At 30.9% G+C, this 22,449-nt stretch carries 25 protein-coding genes and 1 pseudogene; 8 read left to right on the forward strand and 18 right to left on the reverse strand.

All coding sequences use genetic code 11. The features are described from left to right. Positions 1-13 precede the first annotated feature (13 nt). From DK866_RS07455 to DK866_RS07530, 17 genes and pseudogenes are all read right to left on the reverse strand, one after another. Positions 14-1,072: an IpaD/SipD/SspD family type III secretion system needle tip protein gene (locus DK866_RS07455; protein WP_109408393.1), complete on the reverse strand. Its 1,059-nt coding sequence runs from the start codon at positions 1,070-1,072 to the stop codon at positions 14-16. Positions 1,073-1,074: 2 nt separating this feature from the next. Then, a complete protein-coding gene (locus DK866_RS07460) occupies positions 1,075-1,923 on the reverse strand; it encodes a type III secretion protein (RefSeq protein ID WP_109408394.1) in 849 nt (282 codons plus the stop codon). Between the two features lie 16 nt (positions 1,924-1,939). Beyond that, positions 1,940-4,045 carry a type III secretion system translocon subunit SctE gene (gene sctE, locus DK866_RS07465; RefSeq protein ID WP_162556990.1) on the reverse strand — a complete coding sequence of 702 codons (2,106 nt, stop codon included), beginning with the start codon at positions 4,043-4,045 and terminating at the stop codon, positions 1,940-1,942. Next, on the reverse strand, positions 4,038-4,553 hold the full coding sequence (locus DK866_RS07470; protein WP_109408396.1) for a SycD/LcrH family type III secretion system chaperone: 516 nt from the start codon (positions 4,551-4,553) through the stop codon (positions 4,038-4,040). The genes sctE and DK866_RS07470 overlap by 8 nt, the downstream gene beginning before the upstream one ends. A 134-nt stretch (positions 4,554-4,687) precedes the next feature. Beyond that, on the reverse strand, positions 4,688-5,743 hold the full coding sequence (locus DK866_RS07475) for an EscU/YscU/HrcU family type III secretion system export apparatus switch protein (protein WP_109408397.1): 1,056 nt from the start codon (positions 5,741-5,743) through the stop codon (positions 4,688-4,690). Further along, a complete protein-coding gene (gene sctT / locus DK866_RS07480) occupies positions 5,736-6,509 on the reverse strand; it encodes a type III secretion system export apparatus subunit SctT (RefSeq protein WP_109408398.1) in 774 nt (257 codons plus the stop codon). The genes DK866_RS07475 and sctT overlap by 8 nt, the downstream gene beginning before the upstream one ends. A 3-nt stretch (positions 6,510-6,512) precedes the next feature. Then, positions 6,513-6,767 carry a type III secretion system export apparatus subunit SctS gene (sctS, locus tag DK866_RS07485; protein ID WP_109408399.1) on the reverse strand — a complete coding sequence of 85 codons (255 nt, stop codon included), beginning with the start codon at positions 6,765-6,767 and terminating at the stop codon, positions 6,513-6,515. Continuing rightward, the gene (locus DK866_RS07490) at positions 6,767-7,426 is read right to left on the reverse strand and encodes an EscR/YscR/HrcR family type III secretion system export apparatus protein (protein ID WP_109408400.1); all 660 of its coding nucleotides are present in this window, start codon (positions 7,424-7,426) and stop codon (positions 6,767-6,769) included. The genes sctS and DK866_RS07490 overlap by 1 nt, the downstream gene beginning before the upstream one ends. 3 nt (positions 7,427-7,429) lie before the next feature. Then, positions 7,430-8,359 carry a FliM/FliN family flagellar motor switch protein gene (locus DK866_RS07495; protein ID WP_109408401.1) on the reverse strand — a complete coding sequence of 310 codons (930 nt, stop codon included), beginning with the start codon at positions 8,357-8,359 and terminating at the stop codon, positions 7,430-7,432. After that, a complete protein-coding gene (locus DK866_RS07500; protein ID WP_109408402.1) occupies positions 8,356-9,231 on the reverse strand; it encodes a hypothetical protein in 876 nt (291 codons plus the stop codon). Before DK866_RS07500 ends, DK866_RS07495 begins: the two co-directional genes overlap by 4 nt. After that, positions 9,212-9,673, reverse strand: coding sequence for a type III secretion protein (locus tag DK866_RS07505; protein WP_109408403.1), 462 nt, complete (start codon positions 9,671-9,673; stop codon positions 9,212-9,214). Before DK866_RS07505 ends, DK866_RS07500 begins: the two co-directional genes overlap by 20 nt. Continuing rightward, complete coding sequence (sctN, locus tag DK866_RS07510; protein ID WP_109408404.1) at positions 9,657-10,958, reverse strand: type III secretion system ATPase SctN; 1,302 nt, start codon at positions 10,956-10,958, stop codon at positions 9,657-9,659. The genes DK866_RS07505 and sctN overlap by 17 nt, the downstream gene beginning before the upstream one ends. Positions 10,959-10,960: 2 nt before the next feature. Beyond that, entirely contained in the window at positions 10,961-11,374 is a 414-nt protein-coding gene (locus DK866_RS07515; protein ID WP_109408405.1) for a type III secretion protein, read from the reverse strand. 9 nt (positions 11,375-11,383) lie between these two features. Further along, entirely contained in the window at positions 11,384-13,477 is a 2,094-nt protein-coding gene (locus DK866_RS07520) for an EscV/YscV/HrcV family type III secretion system export apparatus protein (RefSeq protein WP_167395479.1), read from the reverse strand. Between the two features lie 363 nt (positions 13,478-13,840). Beyond that, positions 13,841-14,587: pseudogene (sctW, locus tag DK866_RS20115) on the reverse strand (type III secretion system gatekeeper subunit SctW); the annotation flags it as partial. A 4-nt stretch (positions 14,588-14,591) separates the two neighbouring features. Beyond that, a complete protein-coding gene (gene sctC, locus DK866_RS07525) occupies positions 14,592-16,310 on the reverse strand; it encodes a type III secretion system outer membrane ring subunit SctC (RefSeq protein ID WP_109408407.1) in 1,719 nt (572 codons plus the stop codon). Further along, the gene (locus tag DK866_RS07530; protein ID WP_109408408.1) at positions 16,294-17,049 is read right to left on the reverse strand and encodes a helix-turn-helix domain-containing protein; all 756 of its coding nucleotides are present in this window, start codon (positions 17,047-17,049) and stop codon (positions 16,294-16,296) included. The genes sctC and DK866_RS07530 overlap by 17 nt, the downstream gene beginning before the upstream one ends. Before the next feature lie 279 nt (positions 17,050-17,328). Between DK866_RS07530 and DK866_RS07535 the strand changes: the two genes are divergently transcribed. From DK866_RS07535 to DK866_RS07565, 7 genes are read left to right on the forward strand one after another with little or no spacing between them, the layout of a single operon-like run. Continuing rightward, positions 17,329-18,411, forward strand: coding sequence for a hypothetical protein (locus DK866_RS07535; protein ID WP_109408409.1), 1,083 nt, complete (start codon positions 17,329-17,331; stop codon positions 18,409-18,411). Positions 18,412-18,460: 49 nt separating this feature from the next. Then, entirely contained in the window at positions 18,461-18,727 is a 267-nt protein-coding gene (gene sctF / locus DK866_RS07540) for a type III secretion system needle filament subunit SctF (RefSeq protein WP_109408410.1), read from the forward strand. Between the two features lie 21 nt (positions 18,728-18,748). Then, entirely contained in the window at positions 18,749-19,036 is a 288-nt protein-coding gene (gene sctI, locus DK866_RS07545) for a type III secretion system inner rod subunit SctI (protein WP_109408411.1), read from the forward strand. A gap of 2 nt (positions 19,037-19,038) precedes the next feature. After that, positions 19,039-19,812, forward strand: a complete 774-nt coding sequence (sctJ, locus tag DK866_RS07550; RefSeq protein ID WP_109408412.1) for a type III secretion system inner membrane ring lipoprotein SctJ — start codon at positions 19,039-19,041, stop codon at positions 19,810-19,812. Then, positions 19,790-20,347, forward strand: coding sequence for a type III secretion protein (locus DK866_RS07555; RefSeq protein WP_109408413.1), 558 nt, complete (start codon positions 19,790-19,792; stop codon positions 20,345-20,347). The genes sctJ and DK866_RS07555 overlap by 23 nt, the downstream gene beginning before the upstream one ends. Then, the gene (locus DK866_RS07560; protein WP_162556991.1) at positions 20,328-20,999 is read left to right on the forward strand and encodes a type III secretion protein; all 672 of its coding nucleotides are present in this window, start codon (positions 20,328-20,330) and stop codon (positions 20,997-20,999) included. The genes DK866_RS07555 and DK866_RS07560 overlap by 20 nt, the downstream gene beginning before the upstream one ends. Further along, positions 20,989-21,426: a hypothetical protein gene (locus tag DK866_RS07565; protein ID WP_109408415.1), complete on the forward strand. Its 438-nt coding sequence runs from the start codon at positions 20,989-20,991 to the stop codon at positions 21,424-21,426. Before DK866_RS07560 ends, DK866_RS07565 begins: the two co-directional genes overlap by 11 nt. Here DK866_RS07565 and soxR read toward each other — a convergent pair whose 3' ends face one another. Next, complete coding sequence (soxR, locus tag DK866_RS07570; protein ID WP_088494455.1) at positions 21,427-21,876, reverse strand: redox-sensitive transcriptional activator SoxR; 450 nt, start codon at positions 21,874-21,876, stop codon at positions 21,427-21,429. Between the two features lie 111 nt (positions 21,877-21,987). Here soxR and DK866_RS07575 point away from each other — a divergent pair, with 111 nt between their 5' ends. Continuing rightward, positions 21,988-22,410 carry a DoxX family protein gene (locus DK866_RS07575; protein ID WP_109408416.1) on the forward strand — a complete coding sequence of 141 codons (423 nt, stop codon included), beginning with the start codon at positions 21,988-21,990 and terminating at the stop codon, positions 22,408-22,410. The last annotated feature ends 39 nt before the right edge of the window (positions 22,411-22,449 follow it).

Consider the following 22,449-nt stretch of genomic DNA (forward strand, 5'->3'; position numbering starts at 1 on the left):
ACTCAATATAACCTTAGAAACGTAGAAATCCTTTTGCCATTTCTAGTAATGTATTCATTGTACTACTAACTATTTTAACAAAATTATCATAATTACTATTTGCAGTGCTGTATTTTTTAGAAAACTCATCAAGATTGTTATTTAGTTTTTTCTCAAATGAATCTAACATCTTTTTTAATAGATCAAACTCTGTCTGTAAAATATCTTGTGATCCTAATCCTTTATCTTTTAAAGATTTTAATAAGCTTTCAAGATCAGTAAAATCAATTTGTACATTGAACCAAAACTCAAGATAAGGATCAAAATAATGGTCACTACCTTCTCCATCACCTTTAATCACTTTCACACCTTTTATTCCATCCAACAAATTTCCTAAGGCCTTCATTGCTCTGTTAATATCATCTTTATTATTATAGAAAATTTTCTCTCCTTTTATTTCACGATAGTAACGCCCTTCCTTATCTTTCTTAAAAAATAAATCTAGGCTTAATAGTGGCTTACCACTATACTTATTTTTTAAATCTTGTAGTTCATTATAGAAATCGTCAAGATGAATGTTAATACGGCCTTCTTTTTTAGCGGCTTTAGTCGCTTCACTCAATTTAGATAATAACGTTCTTATTGCACTCACAAAATCCATATAATTCGAAAAAAGATCTTTTAATACATCTAAATAATCTGCCTTACCTGTATTAATAGTCGATTTAATATCATCAAAAAGATCACTTAATGAATCAATAAATTTATCTTTATCATTATTACCTAAGTCTTCTGCTGTTTCTATTTTAGATATAGATGATAAAATACCTTTACTTTCTAATCTACTAGAATGATATTTTTGATTTTCAACATATTTAGATAAACTATAAGCAATTTTTTTTGAATTTGGATTATCAACGAATGATACATCAAAATCTTTGATTAATTTTTTGTTCGCTAAATAATCCTCATTACGTTCAATATTTTTTACTATATTATCAAGTTGATCTTTATCCACTTTTTTTTTAGTTAAATAATGAGAATAAATATTCTCTTCATTAGGTAAATGATAAGATCTCAAATTATTAATCATAATTAACCTTTTAAATTTGAACCTATTGTAGACGCGACATCTTGTGTTGCACGAATAATGGTTTCGATACCTTGTAAAAGTGCTTTGATAATATCAGCTTCATTTCGCTGTAGTTCATTATTATTGTTAACTAATTGTCCTGCAACGGAAGTTGCAGCATCATTTCCTTTTACTTCAGCTTCAATACGGATTGCCTCAGCTTGCATAGGTTGCTCCGCTATCCCACTCAATGAAGGTGCAATATTCGTTAACGTATTTCCTTTTAATATTGTCTGGTTAGTATTTCCAGCGACTAATCCTTTTCCCATACCAAAAATAGACATAGACGCACCACCAATATTTAAGCCTAATGAAAGCCCTGCACCAGTTACTGAAGCTGCTACAACCATATCTGCTTTTTTATTTAAAATATTTTTTGAACTATCGGCTAATATTATCTCTATACTCATTAACATATTTCCAAGCTCTCTAGATCTTTCGAACTTTTCAATCATTGCTTTGTAATAATTAATAAAAAGATTAATTAAATCCATCATATCATCTGATAAAAAATTAAACTCACCTACTTTTATAATCGTATTTTCTCTTAAATTAGACTTTGATAACTCCAATTCATCCAAAAATGATTTCATTTTACTGTGATTATATTCCGGCCCTTTTAATAAAGGCTTATTTTCATTTGTTCTTATGTTATCTTTGCTAAAGCTAATTCTGATGAGATGTTCTGAAGATGTTTTATTGGGTGTTTTTAGACCTTCAACATTCTCTATTTCATTTTCATTGCTAACATTTGATACATCTTTATTAAAAAGAGTATTGAAAAAGTTATGATTATCAATTTTCATATCCATTTTATATTCCTTTTTATTAAGCAGAAATTCTTTTCGCTATGTTAGATTTAACTTTACTACTTATAGAGTAGCTATCACTCATATTTTTTAATATTTCCGTAATTGTATCCATATTATCACTATATTCTTCCATGATTTTATCCATAAACTTCTGAATTAAAACTAGAATTGCATTTAACTTTTTACTATCAGCAACTGATCTCATAATATCGGCTGATATTATATTGCTATAAATATTAATAGTATTGGATGTAACTGAATTTAATAATTTAGCACTTACAGCTATTCGATGAATTGTATTGACCGCTTTTTCTGACATATCTTCTGTTATCATATGGCTAACTTTATTTAATATAGTAGTTATTTTTTGCAACAATACATTGTCGGTAATTTTTGTAATCGCTTTATTTATTGCTTTCAATATTTCTTCCATTGCCTGCATAATAATTTCTTTAATCATATTACCAAGCATTTTCTCAAGACAATCATTTAATACTTTTTTTAAAGTCTGTTTAATTTGCTCATTGAATATTTTTTTCGCTGCATTGGTTATGCCATTAATTGCTGGCCCCGCAATAAATGTTAATGCTATAGCAGCAACAAATAAAATAATGGTAATAAAAATTTTTAGTGCCATTTTCATTTTGTCATATATTTCTTTTTTAATATCATCAATTTTATCGACAAGACCTAAATCTTTAAGCGTGTCTAAAAAAACTTCAAACATACCCATTAATGCATCAACCATTTTATCAATCACTTTCATAATGGCTTCTGAAACAGGTGCCATTATTTCATCCATAAAAGATTCACCATGAATGGCCTGATAAATCTCATCAGCAACTGTTAATGCTACATCTGCAACTAAAAGTGTTACGGCCACGGCCATTAATGCTAAAGAGGCGCCAGCTGTAAAAACAGCCGCAATACCGGCAAAAATAGCGAGAAGACCACCTAAAATCTTTAAACTAATTCCTGCCCAAAATTGAATTTCTTCTTGTTTTTTAATTTTTACCTTTTGATCATCAGCCTTATCTCTCAATGATTTTTCTGTTACTTTTTGCATTTCTTCAAAAAGCTTTTGCTCATTTTCAGAACGTTGTAGCATCACTTTCATCGTTAGCTCTCTAACTTTAGCAAGTAAAAAAGTAAGTAATGCCAAACCTGATAAAGAGCGAGAGGCTATTTCAAGTTCTATATGACTCTGGGTCAGAGTCAGGTCAATATAAGCCTTTTTTGCACTTTGCATTTTCTTAGTAAGAAGATCATCACTCTTATTATCAATAATATTCTTAAGATGATTAAAATTTGTTGAGATTGATTTTAATTTTTCATCACTCATCGAGACATGGGGAGCTATATTTGATATTTCCTTAAAAAAATCCAATATATCACTATGTAAATCATCAAGATCATATAGCTTATTTTTGGATATATCATTGGGAAGATTTAAAGCAGGATATTTTCCTATTAAATAATCTTCCATTTCAGATTTATTATTAAATTTTTTATGAATAAGATCATTAACAATCTCTTTTGGAATATTTTTATTATTTAAATATTTGCATACCTCACTTTCTGTTTTTAACCCTTTTTCTTGTATAGAGTTATATACTGCCATCCAATAATCAACATTGGCATCTTGGTATTTTTTTACATCACCTAAAATAGATTTATAATCCTCAACCAACCCTGCTGTTTTCTTTTCTAAATAATCAAACTGATGTAAAAAATCTTCGAATTTATCTATGTCTTTAATAGAGCTTAAAATACCATCATTAATTATTCCTTGATACTTTAATTGTAAATCCAAATAATTATTTTCTTTTTTTTTCTCTTGACCATTCCTTTCTATTCTTCTTGATTTATTTTGAGATAAATCACCTACTTCAGGTTTTATATCTATATTAGAATTTACATTTTCCTGCTCTTCAGGTGGCCTTAATATAGGTGCTGAAATGCTTTCATTTTTTTTTATAAAATATGAAGAAATAATTTTCTTGTTACTGTCATTGACTGTATTTTCTTTTTTCGTCAAATTCTCAACAATCTGATCCTTTTCGTCCATTTTTAATGAGACTAAACGATTAGATATTATACCATTAACAATAGTATCACTCATCTTCATCTCCTTTATTTTCATTAATGACGATCAAAGGGATATCTTTTAAAGATGTTAAATAAATCTCTGCTTTTTCTTTTATGACAGGATCTTTTATATTTAACGATACTTGATGAAAACAATATTTTGCTTTCTCTTTTTCGCCTAAAGATAAATTACATTGCCCAGCATAAAACATAGGCCTATAATCATTATTTGCATTTAAATAAGCTAAAGCATAAAGATCTATGGCAGCTTGATACTGTTTTTTTAATTGCTTAACTGCAGCAAGCCCCATGATATAATCAACATTATAAAAATCATAAAGACATAAAAATTTGAAAATAGCTTCGGCTTCATCCAATTTTCCTTTTTGGTAGAAATCGTAAGCAAATGAATAAATTCCTTCCATAAATCCTTCTGGAATTGTACCTTCATCTTTAATAGTTTTACCATTTTGGACAATGGAAACAATGTAACTTGCTAATTGATCAAGTTCTTTTTCTGACATCTTTTCATATAGTGACATGATGTTAATCCTTTCATCAAGGATGAATAATTAACAAAATCATAAAATAATGGTTATAAAATAGCTTTAATAAAACAAACGTTATTATTTATAAAAATAAATACTATTTATTTAAATAAGATAAATGTATTTTTCTATCTATAGTCCATTTCTTCTCTTAATCTACCATCTAATTCAACTCTTTTTAACCAAATTAGGAGATCCATAATATCAAGAAGATCAGTATCGATCATAACATCAAAAAGATGATATTTATGATATAGCTTTCGAGCCAATTCTGGATATCGAACTATTGGTGTGCCTACTTTTTTCGCATATGTTTTTACAGCCAGTGCTTTTGCATTTTCACACTTCAACGAAACTAATGGCATAATATTATTATCAGGATCAAAGTAAATTCCCACAGCAATATGAGTAGGATTAACAATTACAGCAGAAGAATCTCTAATCACTTTTTTCATTGGCTCATCAAGTAACTCTTGGTGTAAATATTTGCGTTTTGATTTTATTTCAGGATCTCCTTCCATATTCTTATTTTCTTGTTTTATTTCATGTTTTTCCATCATCATATCTTTCATGAAAAGGAAGAAATCAGCAATAATATTTAAAGTAAGAAGTGGTAATGAAAGAATAAAGAAAATAAAAACAAAATCGACAACAACAGAGCTCCATTTTTCTACTACAATATTTAAATTAGAACGATAAAGTAAAAATATCTCTTGGCTATTTATTACCATAAAAACAAAACAAACCACTAAAAAAACGACAATAAAAAGTAATGTTTTTATGAAATCCTTTATTGTTCTTAAACTAAATATCTTCTTAAAACCAGAGATCGGATTGATATGATTTAAATCTATTTTTAATGCTTCAGTTGCTATTTTAAATCGAGACTTAAACAATGAAATAGTAATACCCACGAAAGCAGTAATAATCAATACAGGTATGATAATATTAAAAAACAGCTTTGATATTATTTTAATATAACTTTCTAAATTAATATGTGTTGGATTTAATAAAATAGATTGGTAAAATTCAACAAATTCTGTAAAATTAACTCGGTGAAAAAGATAGATAATGCCAATAATATAAACCACACCTGAAGTTAATTCTTTATTTTTAAATGTTTGCCCTTTTTTAGCTGAATCATCTAATTTCTTTTGTGTCGGTTTTTCTGTTTTTTCAGCCATAATAAAAACTCATAAAGAGAGTATGGAAATACTGATAATTAAAAAAACCCGATAATTCATTTGTCATTGCTGAAGTAAAAAAAAGCAGAAGTGCAGAAAAAGCAATAATGCCCTTAATACATAAAGAGAGTGAAAATGCATTCAGCTGAGGACAGAAAAGGGAATAAACACCTAATGCTACTTCACTAAGAAACATCAAAACTAATACAGGTGAAACCAAAACAATAGCCACTCGTACTATATCGGTCAACCATTTTCCTATTAGTGAATAGCCAATATTTTGATTAAAATAGCCAACAGGAAAAACACTATAACTATCTTTTAAGACTGTCATTAATGTTACTAAACCACCAAACTGCAGAAAATAAGCAACACAAAATAATCCCGTTAGCGAAGCAAACTCTGAAGATTCAATACCTGTTGTAGGATTAATAGTATCACCAATACTAGCCCCTCGTTGATTATCTACAAATTCACCAAATGCCGAGGCTATCCAAAATGGCGTTGCAAGTAACAATCCGATAAAAAGGCCAATAATAATTTCACTAATTAGAATAATAATCCCGTTATCTCTAATATCATCTGAAATGGGAATACTGACTTTTATACCCAATGCAACATAGAAAATAATAACATATTTTAAAAATTGGCTATTAAGAATTCTACTATTTAAAAAAGGAATAAACATAAATGCAGGAAGTAAACGTGCCATAAGAAGAAAGATATCAATAAGATAAACTTTAAAATATTCGAATATTATTAACATATTTTATCCAGCAAATCCTATCGCTAACATTTCTTTTGCGTAGACCAATAATTTTTCCCCCATCCATCCCATTGTCATTAATAAACAAACAAAAACACACACTAACTTAATTCCAAAAGGTAATGTTTGTTCTTGTATTTGTGTAATTGTCTGTAATAATCCAATAATTAATCCAACAAAAGTGGCAACAGCAATAGGTGCTGCTGATAATAAAATAATGAGATAGATTGCCTTATTAGCAGCATAAACCATATCCATTATTTTACCACCATCAAATCAAGGTATTGATTTATAAGTCCCTTTGATAATAATGTCCAACCATCCATTGCAATAAATAAAATTAACTTCAAAGGGACAGAAAGTGTAATCGGGCTCATCATCATCATTCCTAATGCCAGTAAAATACAAGAAACGATCAAATCAATCACAATAAAAGGTAGATAAAGATAAAATCCAATAATAAATGCCGATTTTATCTCGCTTAATGCATAAGCAGGTAATAAAGAAAATAGTGAGCTTTCAATTTGTTCATCGTCGTCTATGCTGTCTGGTCGATACCCTTGAGCTTTATCAAAGAAATCTAATAATTCTGGTTCTGAATATCGGTATAAATAATGCTTATATTCACCTAATGCTTCATCAGAAAAACGTTCTAATGATCCTGGCTCTCCTAAATTAATAGGATTATTCACAAGATATTGATAGCTATTTTTAGCCATTGGCGTCATAACAAATAATGCCATCATTAACGCAACTGCATTTAGAACCATATTAGAAGGTACCTGTTGTACACCCAAAGCATTACGCGTCATAACAAGCACTATCGAAAATTTAAGATAACACGTACCTGCGGCAATAATAAAAGGCGCAAGTGTTGCCAAGGCAAGCGTTAGTATCAATGTTGTAGAGCTTTCCATTATTTACTCGTTATGTGAAAAAGAACGTTGGATCTCAACAGCTAAACGATCACCGACCCTAATCAATTCTCCTTGAGCAACAGAAAGGCCATTTACTTTTAAAATAATTTGTTGATGTGCTTCTTCAGGCAGCATGATATGTTGCCCTGGTTTAAGATTTTCTATTTCTTCAATTAATAATTTTTTACTGGCTAAAATAAAAGAAACAGTGACAGGGATATTACCGATGGGGGCTAATCTTTTCTCTTCATCAGTAATAAAAGGTTGACTCTCTATTTCATGTGCTGATTTGTTTTGTTCATTACTGTCTAATACTTTTGATTCATTCTCATTTAATAGTTGCACACTATTTTCCCCATTCCACTCAAATTTAATCCACTTTTTCTCACCTAAAAATAAATTAGATGATATTTTTTCTATAAGTAATACATCACCAAGTAATATATTTTTTAATAATGAAAGAGAAAGCTGGCTCGTTCCTAAACAAAAATCGCCTATAACTCCTAACTTATTATTAGATAGCGCTATCCATTGGAAATGCCCTTTTATTTCACGAATAAAAACATCACCAAGATCACTGCTAATTTTGGGATAAGCGCCATTTACTGATTGACCTAAATAAATATCCTCTACACGCAATAAAAAAGGTATTGATGAAAATGAAAGTAAAATCTGAGTATAATTTTGAATAAAAAGAGAGCACAAATAAGAGGAAGGAACCAATTCCCAATCAATCTTTTTTTCAGGATAAAGCCTATCCATAACGCAATTAACAGACATTAATCCGTTAAAGAAACCAAGTGAATTTTCCCCATAGATAGAAAAATAATAATCTCTTTTATCTACTGAATATGATTGAAATGAGGCAGAAAAACATCGCATGGTGTTATCATCATCATTATCTTTTATACATGCTAATAATGATGTATTCATAAATCACCATCCTCCTTTTTAGGATCTGCATCAATTGAAGTAATATAGTCATATTCATTTTCTGAACTATTTTCTAACGACAATATTGCTCTGCCTTGATATTGATTTAAATTATCCAGAGAAGTTTGGTAAACACGTCCTGTAGAGGCAATAAATTGCATCTGATGTTTCATAAAAAAAAGAATTTTTATTTGATGATGTTCGTTTCCCCACTGCTTAAAAACATAAGTAATATCATTTTTTTCGGTGGATTGTTTTGTATGTAATATTCGCCAACAAGGCACTTCAAGTGGCGATTTATTCACCGTTTTGACCTCTATTTGAGGTTGTTGTACAAATTCTACTTTTTCAGATAATTGTGCAGAATTAGTGTTATTTTCTGTATCAACTTTATGTGTATTATTTATTTCACTATTAAATACATCGTTTATCTCATTTTTTTTACTGACATTATCTTTAATGTTATTTTTTTTATTTAAAAAATCATCATTAATGATGATATTCTTTACTTCAAGATTTTGTTTTTTAATTTCACTTGCTCTTATAATCAATTCTTTAATAATTGATTTATCAGATGTTTTTTCTTCTATTTTATTGGAAAGAAAAAATAATATATTTCTATTCATCAGGAATAGTCCTTCACTATCTTCTCTCTCTTCAATATCTGATAATATTTCTAAATCCTTATTTTTTTCATTTAAAAACACATTAGCTTTATTTAATTTTAGAAATGTTTCTAATCTCATTTCTAATTTCTGTTTATCTTTAGGAAAAAATTTTTGACATTGATATAAAACCATTTCATCAAAAGCACATTCATCACTAGAAATTATGTTGTTTATTTTTACATTATTAGATAATATCGTTGTCATACAAAGCGATCTCCTGTATATCATATTGTTCTAAACGTTCTAGATATACCTGTAATTCTTTCTGCTTTCTATCAAAATAGCGTTGCATTTTCTTCTGTTTTTTTATTGTTATAATATATTCTTTTTCAAGTTCTTTTTTTTCTTCTTTCAATTTTTCTTGTTGAATAATTATTTCTTTAAGCTGAGTTTGACATAAATTCAATGAAGATAAGACAATCGCTTTCTTTCTTCTTTGATGATAAAAAGAAATAATGGAATAAATACCTATTTTTTCATAATTAGGTATTTCATTTTTCAATAATTCCATTAATTTCTTTTGTTCTTGTCTTTTGTTTTCCGCCTCAACTAATAGTCTTTCATATTGATACTGTTTTTTTTCAATTTTTCTTTGTCGCTTAACTAATAAATCAATGATGGCTTGTTGTTTAATTGGCAATCTCATACAATTTTTCTAATGTTTGTTGAAATTCTGCTTTTTCTTTAAATGACTGTATTAAAAATTTTTCAATTTTAGATTGTTTATTCACGGCTTCATCATTTAATGCACTATCCCCAATACGGTATTCACCAAATTCTTGTAACAATTTAATATCCTGCAATCGCATTAAAATTTGTCTTATTTTTAATCCTGCCTGTTGTTGTCGTTCATCTGTAATTTGCTGAAAAAGGCGACTCACACTCGCTAAAATATCGATAGCAGGATAATGACCTGATGCGGCTATTTTTCGTGAAAGATAAATATGACCATCAACGATAGAGCGAACCTCTTCACCTATTGCATCAGGTTCATCATCACTTTCTAATAAGACGGTGTAAAATGCAGTAATAGACCCTCGTTTTGTCACACCAGGTCTTTCTAGAATGGCGGGCAATGTATCAAAAACTGAAGCGGGATAGCCTTTACGGACAGGTAATTCGCCTGCTGTTAACGCGACATCTCGTAACGCCCTGCAATAGCGTGTTATTGAATCAATAAATAAAACAACATGTTTACCTTGTTCACGAAAATATTCAGCAACTGTAGTCGCCACTAATGCCGCATTACAACGATCAACCGCTGGTTTTTCTGAGGTTGAACAAATCAATACGACCTTATTACACCGACTATCTTGTTTTAACTCTTCGACAAATTCGGTAACTTCTCGGCCTCGTTCACCAATTAATCCGATGACAAATACATCTGCTTGAGAAAAACGAATAATCATATTCAGCAACATTGTTTTTCCTGTTCCTGCACTGGCAAATATTCCCATTCGTTGTCCTAAACCACAACTTAATAATCCATCTATTGCACGAACTCCTGATTGAAATAATGTTGTGATAGGTAATCGTTCATGATATGCGGGAGGCTGCGTATGAACAGGGTATAATTTAGAAGGTAAATCTTCTGATAAGTCTTTACCGTCAAATCGTAATAAACAATGCCCTTTAATATCAATCATGCTACCTAATACACGATGATTTAGAGCAACAGAGAAAGCCTCACCTGTTGGCTCTACGATAATTTGCAAAGAATAGCCTTGAGAGTTGCCCATCATACTCAATATTGTTATTCCGTGGCGAAATCCAATAACAATAGCTTCACCAATTGGCATGCTATTTTCTATGCTTTTTCTAATTTGGCAAATTTCACCAATAAAAACATTACGCAACATCACCTCAAGAATATTACCTTGTATCCGAATTGGGTGTGCTGCATAACGAAAAGGAGAAAACGCGTTAGCCATAACTAATTAATAAATTGCTGATTAATTCGATTCATGGCTTGAAAAAATTCATCTATCGCTTTTGCCATTGTTTCGCCATTTTGCAAAGCTATTGGCATAAAAGAGGCGCGTAGCTCTAAATCATTTTCAACTTTAACTAACGCTGGTTGGCCTGGATAAAAACTTTCTGTTTCTGAGTTCACATGGCTTAATATAATTTCTGAACTATTTTGTTTTAATTGATTTTCATCATATTCACGTAATACCGACCAAATCATAGGAACATTATCAACAATTAATAAATTAATATCAGGCATATCGCCTAAGCTAATCGTAATAGTTGAATGGTTATCAATAGAATGCCCTCCAGAAAAAAGGTCTGTTCGACCAATAACGTTCATAGCATCTATAAGTAATTGTGCAAGATCAAATGACATATTATTCCTCTAAATAGTTTGTAAAACATTTATTTCAATATCTGATGATATTTCATCGTATGATAAAACAGATAGTTGTGAGAACTGTGTTTCTAGTAATTTTCTTACAAATCGTCTTATATCAATTGCAGTTAATAAAACATAATTTTGAATATATTTTATTTCATCAAGTGCAATGGTTATTTTTTCTAAAATAACATCAAGCTCCGCTGGTTCTAAATTTAAAAATGTCCCTGATGATGTTTGCCTAATTCCATCACGAATAATTACTTCAATTTCATTAGATAATATAACAACATTGAGCTGACTATTTTTAGAAAAAAAACCACTTATATAACGAGAGAGTAATGTTCGAATATGTTCAGTGAGCAAAATAGGATCTTTTTCTTTTCCACCCCATTGTACTAATCCACCAATAATCGTTTTAATATTTCTTATTGGTATTTTTTCTTGCACTAATCTCTGTAAAACCTCATTGATCCTTTGAATAGAAATTTGCCGATAGCATTCTTTCATTAATTCTGGTGATTTTCCTTCTACTTTATCTAGTATATCTTTTGTTTCTTGTATACCTAAAAACTCCACAATATTTGCTGTAATTAAATTAGAAAATTTTTGATAAAAATAATCTTCTGAACTTATAAGTTCAAAATTAAGTTTCATTAATAATGATTTATTATCTTCATCAGTCCAATAAGTTTTTACTCCCTTACATTCTAACTCAATATATTTTAACCCTAAAGAAAAGAATTCATCTGTCGGTGCTTCTATATTAATAAGAGGGAAAGAACAATAAAACTCATCCGCTTTAACTTCATTAATTAAAATGATGACTTTATCTTTATCAATAGTATCTGAATAATAAATTAAGATATCGGGAAGTAATACCCCATATTGTAATATAAATTCTTTCTTTAGCCATTTATCAAAGACCTTTTTTGTTAGATAACTTTTCTTTTTCACTGAAAGCGTTACGATTAGTGGCTGTGTTTCTGCTTGCGATAAAGAAATTGTTTCTGTTGCTAATTGATTTTCTTCTTCTTGTTCTTTTTTTCCAGAAAAAAGATTAGACATAATACCTTTTTTCTCATCACCTTCTTCATGATGAGGAGCATCACTATTCTCAGAAGTTTTCTTTTTTTTATCCCAAATGTTTTTTTTGAAAAAATAACATCCAATAATCGTAGATAAAATAATAAAGACCGGCGTTGGAAAGCCAGGTAAAAAACCAATAGCAAAAGCAAGCAATGCAGTGATTAAGAGTGCGAAGTCTTGAGATAACAACTCATTCATAATACTTGAGCCTAAGTTTTTATTTTCATCTCCGACTCGTGTCACAATAAATCCGGCACTAATTGAAATTAATAAAGCGGGAATTTGTGCCACTAAACCATCACCAATGGTTAATAATGTATAAGTTTGCAACGCTTGAGAAAGTGACATCCCCATTTGCGCCATACCAACAGACATTCCACCAATTAAATTAACAAAAATAATCACAATGCCTGCAATAGCATCGCCTTTAATAAATTTCATTGCACCATCAAATGATCCATAAAGCTGACTTTCTTGCCCTAATTCCTTCCGCCTAATTTTAACTTCATCATTATTAATGATGCCTGATTTCAAATCCGCATCAATGCTCATTTGTTTACCCGGCATACCATCAAGAGAAAAACGTGCAGCGACTTCGGCAACTCGTTCAGAACCTTTTGTAATAACAAGAAATTGTACTACCGTCACGATAGAGAAGACCACAAAACCAACAACTAAATTTTCTCCAATAACGAACTCACCAAAAGAGGTAATAATTTCTCCAGCATCGGCATCCAATAAGATAAGTCGGCTAGTACTAATTGATAGAGCTAAACGAAACAACGTTGTAATCAAAAGTAATGCGGGAAACGTCATAAAGTTTAATATTCGAGTGACATAAAAAGAACTCATCAATATCAATAATGCAATCGTGATATTAAGACCTATAAGAAAATCAACCAAATAGGTAGGCAATGGCATAATTAACATTAAAATAACTAAAATTATCACTGACAACACAATAAGTTCTGGACGATTTCTTATCGAGAAAAGAAATTTATATATCATTATTAATATCCATAAAAAATAACTATTTTTTTTTCTTAATTCGAATTTTTCCATATGAATATACTTATCCATAATAGTTTGTATTATTTTTTGGCAAGAGGCTCTATTTTCATTAGATAAATACAAGCATTCTGGATATCTATTAAATAGTGTTCTTATTATTTGTAAAAATCGCATCTTTACCGTTATTAATAAACTTGAGCATTCTTTGGATAATAAACTCAACAAATAGATATTCATTTCATCGGGTATTGTCATACCATGATAGAACAATTGATAAAGCTGTTTTTCTGATAATATATGCTGTAACTCTTTTTCTTTAAAAAGATCCATTCCTAATAAAATAAAACTATATATTGCTCTTAATTTATTGACTCTTTCTAACAGCAAACCAAACTCTGAACTTTGTGAGCAACTCGGCATCAAAGATTGCATATCATATAACAAACTTTGTGCCAAAAAGGTAAAAATAGCCGTACATCGTTCAATATCATATTCTTCTATTAAAAACTGAAAGAAATAAATTGGCTCTAAATCTAAATCAAGATAGCTACGATAAAGATCTCGTAATACAGAGGGATTAAGTAATAATAATTTACCAAATATTTTTGCTTTTAAAGCGACATTAATCCCCGCACGAATATTTTTTGCATTTTCTCCTTCAAGCATACGCACAATTTCATTTTCTATCTCAGCATCTAATTGTGCACCTAATTTTTTCTTTCTAATTAATTCCCGTAAAACCATAATCAAATCACTATCGTCAGGAAACATCTGTCGTAAATAAGCCAATAAGTCCTGTAAGCTTTGATCTGATTTTTTAAACATTTTTAATACTTTATCTAATTTTTGATCTGCACCTTCTTCTGTAATATATAAAGTATTATTTCCTCGTTCTGCTTTTTTATCTAATCCTTTTCCATAACGTTGTGAAAATTGCGAGGCAACCATCGACATATCATCAGCAATTTCCATCAATTGGTTTTGATAGTTCTGTCTCTCTGAAATTTTAGGCTGCTTATATTCGTTATCACTTTTATTTTCATGATTAACTTTATTTTCTTTTATTGCAATTTGAATTGGGATCGTCGATTTAATTGGCGTAACCATGGCATTATCTCATAAAATTCTGAAGTTGTTGCAATGCCTGTGTCGTTTTTTTATTCATCGGTTGAAAAGGATCATCACTTAATGATTGTGAGATATCACTGTCAGTGCTTCCCAATAAACGTGGCTGTAACATAAAAATACGAACCATCTTTTTATTGTTATCTGATTTATATGTAAATAGTTTGCCCAATAATGGGATTGCACTGAGGACTGGAATTTTAGATTCCGCATTTACATTATCTTCTCGTGTATATCCACCAATAAGCAAACTTCCACCTTCTGAAACTCTTGCTACGGTACTAATATTAGTACGATTAATCGTAGGTAGACGTTCATTATCTTTACTTGAATCTTCTTTTTTTTCTGCGCCATCTTCTAAGTTGATGATCATTTCAATCTCTTTATTAGAGCTACCAATACGAGGCAATACACTCATCATTGTGCCAAATGTTGTAGATTCTAATGTTGCAACCCTTTCCCCCTTAATTTGAGTATAAAAAGTCGTATTATTATCAAAAATTGCAGGGGTATTTTCCTGAGTTAACAAGATGGGTCTTGATACCATTTTTGCATCACCATCATCACTTAATGCTTTAATTTTACTGAGAAAACTAAAACCCGATGCTGGCGTTAAACTTGATGTATTAAATGAAAAGGCGTGATTGCCGGAGTCAAAACGCGCACTCCAATCAATCCCTAAGCTATCTGCCTTACTTTTTGAAATATCTATGATCCATAGTGAAAGCTCAACTTGCCTTTTAGGCTTATCAAGCTGAGTAATTAATGAATGGACTAATGCTAAACCTTCCCGACTAGTTTTAACTAATAAGCTATTTGATGCTGGCAACGGTACTAACTCAACATGATATTGTCCCATTTGAGTGACAATAGGTGTTGTCGAATAAGACGTCTCTTCACTTTCGCCATTACTACTATTCGTATTTAAAGATGCGGAATATGTATTCTGTTGCTCTCTATTTCGCGACGCTCCATTCATTTCTTGTGTTTGGGAATGAAATAGCTGCTGTAATACTGTCGTAATACCTGGTAGTACAATTTTTTCATCACGTAATGAATAGCTACGATCTTGAACAAAGGTATTTTTTAGTGCAAATATCTGCACAAATTCCTCTCCATAACGAGAACTCCCCGTGGGAACTTGATTATTCATTGTTTGTTGCTGTTTTTCTGCCGCAACATTATCAAGATAATCTGCAGCGGCTCTCGCTAACTTAAGATAGATAGGTGGCCCAGATAAATAAAAAGTACGTTTATCTTTTCCTGCTCGTAATGGAAAACGTGGGTCGTACAAACCAACATCTTGCAGATATTCCTTGAGCTCATAAATACTAATATTTCTTACTTGAAATAATGCTTGCTCAATTTCAGTATTGTCATACACATAAATTGCTTCACCATCATTAAAATAAAGTAATGACATACGGCGAACCATCGACTCAAATGCCTCTTGAGGCGAAGCCAATGAAAAATTACCGGTGATCCTTTTTTTCTTAACAGCCTGACTTAAAATAAAGGGTTTATTGAATTTATCTGATAAAACAAAGAAAAACTGCTCGATACGGGTATCAACAGCAATAAACATATCGGGTTTTTTACTTTGATGTGTATAAATAATTTGCTCTTCTTCTGCTTTGGCAGATAAAGGCAAACTACAACAAAGAAGTATCCCAATAATAAAACAGACTTTATTTTTTATATTCATAAAGAAAACGACCAATTCGGCGAAATTCCGTTGGAGTAATACCAAATAATGTTTTAATTTCATTAGAGAAATGTGATGCAGAACTAAATCCATTATCAACGGCGATTTGTGTTAATGATTCATCCGTTGAAAGCGTTGTTAAAATCGATGAAGCAGCACGCCATGAACGTAATTGGCTTTTACCGCAGTTCCCCAAATAGCGTTTGCATAAACGCCTAAAATGCGTACCAGATACGCCATAGCGTTCCCCTATTTGTGCAATGTTACTTTTTTTCTCATCTAAATAACTAATAAGATGCAAAATAAGCCAATAGCTTTCACTGTGTCTTATCGTCACAAAAAGTGGTTCTAATTGGCTATTCTCTTTTAATGCTTCACTAATTAAAATATGCTCTAGTGTTCCTTCGCTATTTTCTATATGAAAAATCTTCTGATTAATATCAAATTCAGTTCCAATAGCTGTCATTTTTGAAAAATCACGCGCATAATCAATAAAAGCCAATAATCGAGCACATATAAAGAAAGAACGTTTTTCTATTTTCCAAGTATGCGGTTCAGATTGAAAAACAATATTCTCATTTTTCGCATTATAAATAAATGCCTTACCTTGTACTATCTTTACGATTTTATTTTCATATATTTTTATCGGCGAATCATCACTCAAAGGAATACAATAGAATAAAGAATCACCCATCAATATATCATTGTCACCATTTATCTTTATATCATTTATTAACATAATAGAACCTTAAAAATTATAAAAAAACAAAAATAACGGTAATAACATTAATACCGAAATATTATTTATGCATTATGATTTACAGCACTTTAGATATAATAACATTAATAATTAGTGATAAATATGTACAATCATCCAGATTAGTTTAAATTTTACAAGATATTTTTATTAAAAAACACTTAAACTGTAAAATAATAAACCTTATTTTAAAAATAAATAAGATTAATTAAATTATTATCCAAACCTATTCACGTGAAATATTAATAAACAAAGTTATTTATGAGCAATTATATTTTTTATTATCTTTATATTTTAAACGGGCCATTAAAAGGCACAAAAACATCACTTTCATCTCATCACTATTCCATTTTGTTATATAACGGTGAAAATAGAAGAAATAGTGAACATAAAAATAAAATCAATTTATACATTCCTTTTGATGATGATTTCTCAAATGTAAATATTGATATTAAACTTGATCAAAAAAATGATAATGATAACTTTTTTATTATAAATAACAATAAGTTAGGAAAAACAAAAACAGAAAAATTAACATTAGATAATCCCATTTATTTAAATGATATTCCAATCTTATTGATTAGCAAATCAGATAATATAAACATTAACGAATTGAATTTTAGTTTAAATAAAATGAAAGTAAAAACTTACTCTACTGTTTCTATTTTCATTTTTACTTTAATACTCACTTTATTTATTTTATATTACTTATTAAAAGATAATAAATTTATTGATGAAACAGTTGATATACCGATTCAGTTATCGCCTCTTAATTACAAGGGAGAAAACAATCATCTCTGCCTCTATGATGATTCAGTACCAGAATGGATAAAAACAGAAAATAGAGAGGGTGAATATATTTATGTTGATATTAATAAAGTTAAAAATTCACTAATATCCAGACAGCATAAAATCAATCACTTGATTTTATCAGATAAAGAAAAACCAAAAGTAATATTTATCTATCAAAATGAAATTGAAAAAGAAAAGGAGATAAATGCCATTCAACATCAATTTCCAGATAATTGTTACCCTGAGATCATTTCAATTTCCATGAATAATTTAATCAATGAAATCAACAAAATTTCTTTTATTCAAAAATCCGACTATGAAATAAAGAAAGATAAAAATAGGCTTGTATTAATATTTAATAGCAACTTATCTTATCAAGATAAATCAACGCTAAATCAATTTATAAAAAAACAAACATCCTTTTTTGGTAGAAAATTTATATTTTACCAAGAGAATATAGGTAAATCTGAATTACAAAATAAAACCATGCTACAAGAAAGTAAAGGCTATATCTTTATTGATAATAAACATCTTTATTTTCCCAATGGATAAAAATCTCACTTTTGAAAATGACACTTTAATACTTTAAGAGAACGATATTATGTCAACTAGCCCAACAGGGAATGCGAATACTGAAGATGCAAGCTCAATTCAAAATATTGATGACTATTTTCAAAACCCCGTAAAAAACCAAAGCGAGGCTTTAAAGAAAGCCTTAGAGGCATTAAAAATGGATACGTCTAATGCAGCGGCATTAGCAGATTATCAGGCCAAACTTGCGGAATATAATATAACGCGAAATGCTCAATCAACATCTATTAAAGTCGTAAAAGATCTTGCCATGAGCATTATTGGTAATATGCGCTAACCTTTTATTTATGGAGTACGTATGGCAATTACGCCCATCACATCTATTAATTTATCCACTTTATCTGATACATCTGATGAATTAAGCCACAATACATTGGCGTCCATAACGACAAAAAGTATTGCGGATAGTTTGCGATATGAACAACAGATACAAGAAAAACTTTCTACACTCAGTCAATTGATGGATGTTCAAAGTTATACCCAACTTCAAACAACGCTCAATGATTACACCATTACGATGAATCTCGCCAGCACATTGGTCAGAAAATCATTAAATGTTGTCGAAACATTATTAAAGGCACAATAGTAATGAGAGCTAATTCTTTATTATGCGCGCTATTATTTTGTCTATTTCCATTGCTTTCGGGTTGTAAAGACCAATCACTTTTGACGGGTCTTAATCAACGCCAAACAACACAAGTACAGGCGGTATTACAAAAACATCACATTAAGACAACCCAAATCGCGCTGGGTAAAGGTTTATTCGATATTACAGTTAAAAAAGAAGATTTTGCCATTGCAGTACAAATTTTAGAACAGTATCAACTACCAACCAATGCACGTATTGAAGTGACACAAATATTTCCTTCTGATGCATTGGTATCCTCACCTCAGGCAGAAAAAGCACGGCTGATTTCTGCACTTGAGCAACGCTTGGAACAATCCTTAATCACAATTGACCATATTATTGATGCAAGGGTTCATATCAGTTATCCCCTTTCATTATCAGAACGGGGAATTCCTGCTCCTCATGCCTCTGTGTTAATTTTTTATGAGGAAAAGACATTGGATAGTGACCAACTTAGTGAAGATATCCGTGCTTTTATTAACAACGCATTTAGTGATATGAGCATAAATAATATTACTGTGTTACTTTACTCAAGAAATATAAATAAACTCACGAAGCCCAACTTAGTTATTCCCGATGAAAATCATTCAATTTTCTTTCAATATGGCTGGTTAATTGCGCTGATATCAATCAGTATCATTATTATTTCCGTTGTACTGCTAATAAAGCATCGTCGAGAAAAAACAACATTGCGAGAGGAAAAGCAAAACCATGCTCACTCTTCAGCAATTTGAGCGGATATCTATCGTGATGTATGAACCATTACAATATATCCATCAAGATTATTATCAATTAGCAACACCCAATGACGATCTCATTTGGCAAAAGCTTTCAAACCGTCAACTTATTCAACAATACAATCTCAAAACCGAAATCGATTTTGATCTTGAGAATGATCCTGTAGCAAACAAACTGGTTACGCAATGGTCACACTTGCCTCAATGTGCGCTTTTTTTAGGATATCTTTTCTCATCATCAGCTCTTTTACAGGTTGATAATTACTATCAATTATCCCCTACATTACGTGCATTTCTTTCTCTAAAACCGATTTTATTTGCTGAAGAAAAAATAGATGACACACACGGAGAGCCTCAATATATCGGCTATCAACTCTTATTAGATTTTATTTCTTCGATATCCAATGCGTTAGCACAACGCTTTGTACTCTGCTTTCCCAAAGAAAAAAAGCGAATTACGTTGCCTGCAAAACTGCATTTATCACATTCTATTTTCCTTTTGGTACTGAATTATGTTGCGATCCCTGCCTGAAACTCTTTTGAGTTATACCTGTGAGGGTGTGCTTATCCGTTCTCGCTATCTACGACAATTAGACAATATTCATAGAATAGAGCAAATAACACATAAAAAGATGAAGAAACGGCTGATTGAACTTGAGAAAAAACAAGAATTACAATTTGTTGAAAATAAAAAACAGGCTTACGCTGAAGGGTTACAGGTATTATTAGGCGATATCCTGACGCTATGTACACAATATCACACCGAATTATGTCGTCATGAAATACAACAAAGAGAATTAATTGTTCAAGAAATTGCCCACTATTTTCAATCACCACAAATGCAAATAGAACTAACAAAACATCTGATCACCACAGTACCAACAGATACTAAATTAATATTAGAGATCCCGAAAACACTGCGTTCTTATGTGGAAGAATTACTTAATGGCCAAGACGTTGAATTGATCTTTCATAATGAATCTACACTTTCTATCAATTCAGGATCACACGTTGTTTTTTTTGATCCCCCTTTATTCACTCAAGATCTGAAAAAACAGTTCCATCAATACTATTGCGAGAAAAATCATATGCTGTTTTCTCAAGAAGTGAAAATGCGATTATTGGCTTATATACAAGAGTTTGATGAAAACACAGTAGATGAAGGTACTCACGATGAAAATTGATCCTCAATATGTTGCTTATCAAATTAATAATGCAAAAGCGACATCTCATAGTCCATCATCAGCATTAATGACAAAAAAAGAGGACCCCTTACAAGCCTTTCTTAACCAAGATTTTTATCAACGGTTGCAAAATCTCAATCTTAACAATGCAAAAGATATTCTTCATTTTTTAGTACAGTATGAAGTTAAAAATAGAGGTAACCAAACAATTAAAGAAAATCGCCAACGAGCCATCTTAATGTATGCACGTCAACAAAGTGCTTTAGAACACACAGAAAACCAAGATGAAATTAATCAGGCCTTGGTTTCATTTCTCTCTTATCAAGGTTTTTATCATCAGATTACCCTCGAATTATTGGGAATGACAGACAACCAAGATACTTATGAAGGATTTTTCAAACCAGATAGTACATCGTTTTCATTTTGATTATAGGATCTGAGGCCCCGCACCCTTTTCACCTAAAATATCATCAGGATTGCGCAACGGACAATCACTCAATGATAGACAACCACAGCCAATACAGTGGTCAAGCCCGTTACGTAATCGTTTAAGACGACGAATGCGTTCATCTAGTCGCACTTTCCAATCCGTTGATATTTCGTGCCATTGTTCTGCTGTTAATTTACTATTTGGCGGATATTTTCCCAATATTTCTTGAATTTCTTTTAACGGAATTCCCGTACTTTGAGCCGCCTTGATAATTGCTACATAACGCAATACAACCGGTGGGTAACGTCGCTGATTACCTGCACTTCGATAACTTTCAATTAACCCTTTTTCTTCATAAAAATGAAGCGTTGAAATAGCAACACCACTACGTTTTGCCACTTCACCTACTGTAAGTGCTCTATTGAAATCTATTTTCTCTTTTTCCATCTTTTCCTCTTGACCTCAACTTAACTTGAGGTTTTATAGTCCTCTCCTCAGATTAAGTCAAGCCTGTGGGATGCTGGCTTTTGTTTTTTTAAGATTGTTGAGGTCAGATGAATGCCAAGTTCAATTGCACGTATTCTCGAAAGTCATTCTTTATGGTTTATCGCTAGATTACTTATTCTTGTTTTATTTCTTTCTTCTGGCTTTGCCAAAGTCTTTGATTACGAGAATAGTTTGGCGGAAATGCGTGCTGCGGGATTGGAACCTGATTGGTTTTTTAATATTGCCACTGCGATCATCTTATTTTGTGGCTCACTTTTAGTGCTTTTCGATCGCTATCTATGGCTAGGTGCTGGCGCTTTAGCTGTCTTTTTATTTTTAACTATTGTGATTGTTCATACCTTTTGGGATATGACGGGAGATAAAGCCATGCTGTCGATGTTTTTTGCAATAGAGCATCTAGCCGTTATTGGTGGATTAATGACCACAGCAATGGCTAGTCATTTCAGAGCGTTATGGAAAAAAGCTAACGCATAAAACCATAAAAAATAGAAAAACAGTCACTATGAGATCAAC

The organism is Proteus genomosp. 4 str. ATCC 51469 (assembly GCF_003144375.1).
In the GTDB taxonomy this organism is placed as follows: Bacteria; Pseudomonadota; Gammaproteobacteria; order Enterobacterales; family Enterobacteriaceae; genus Proteus.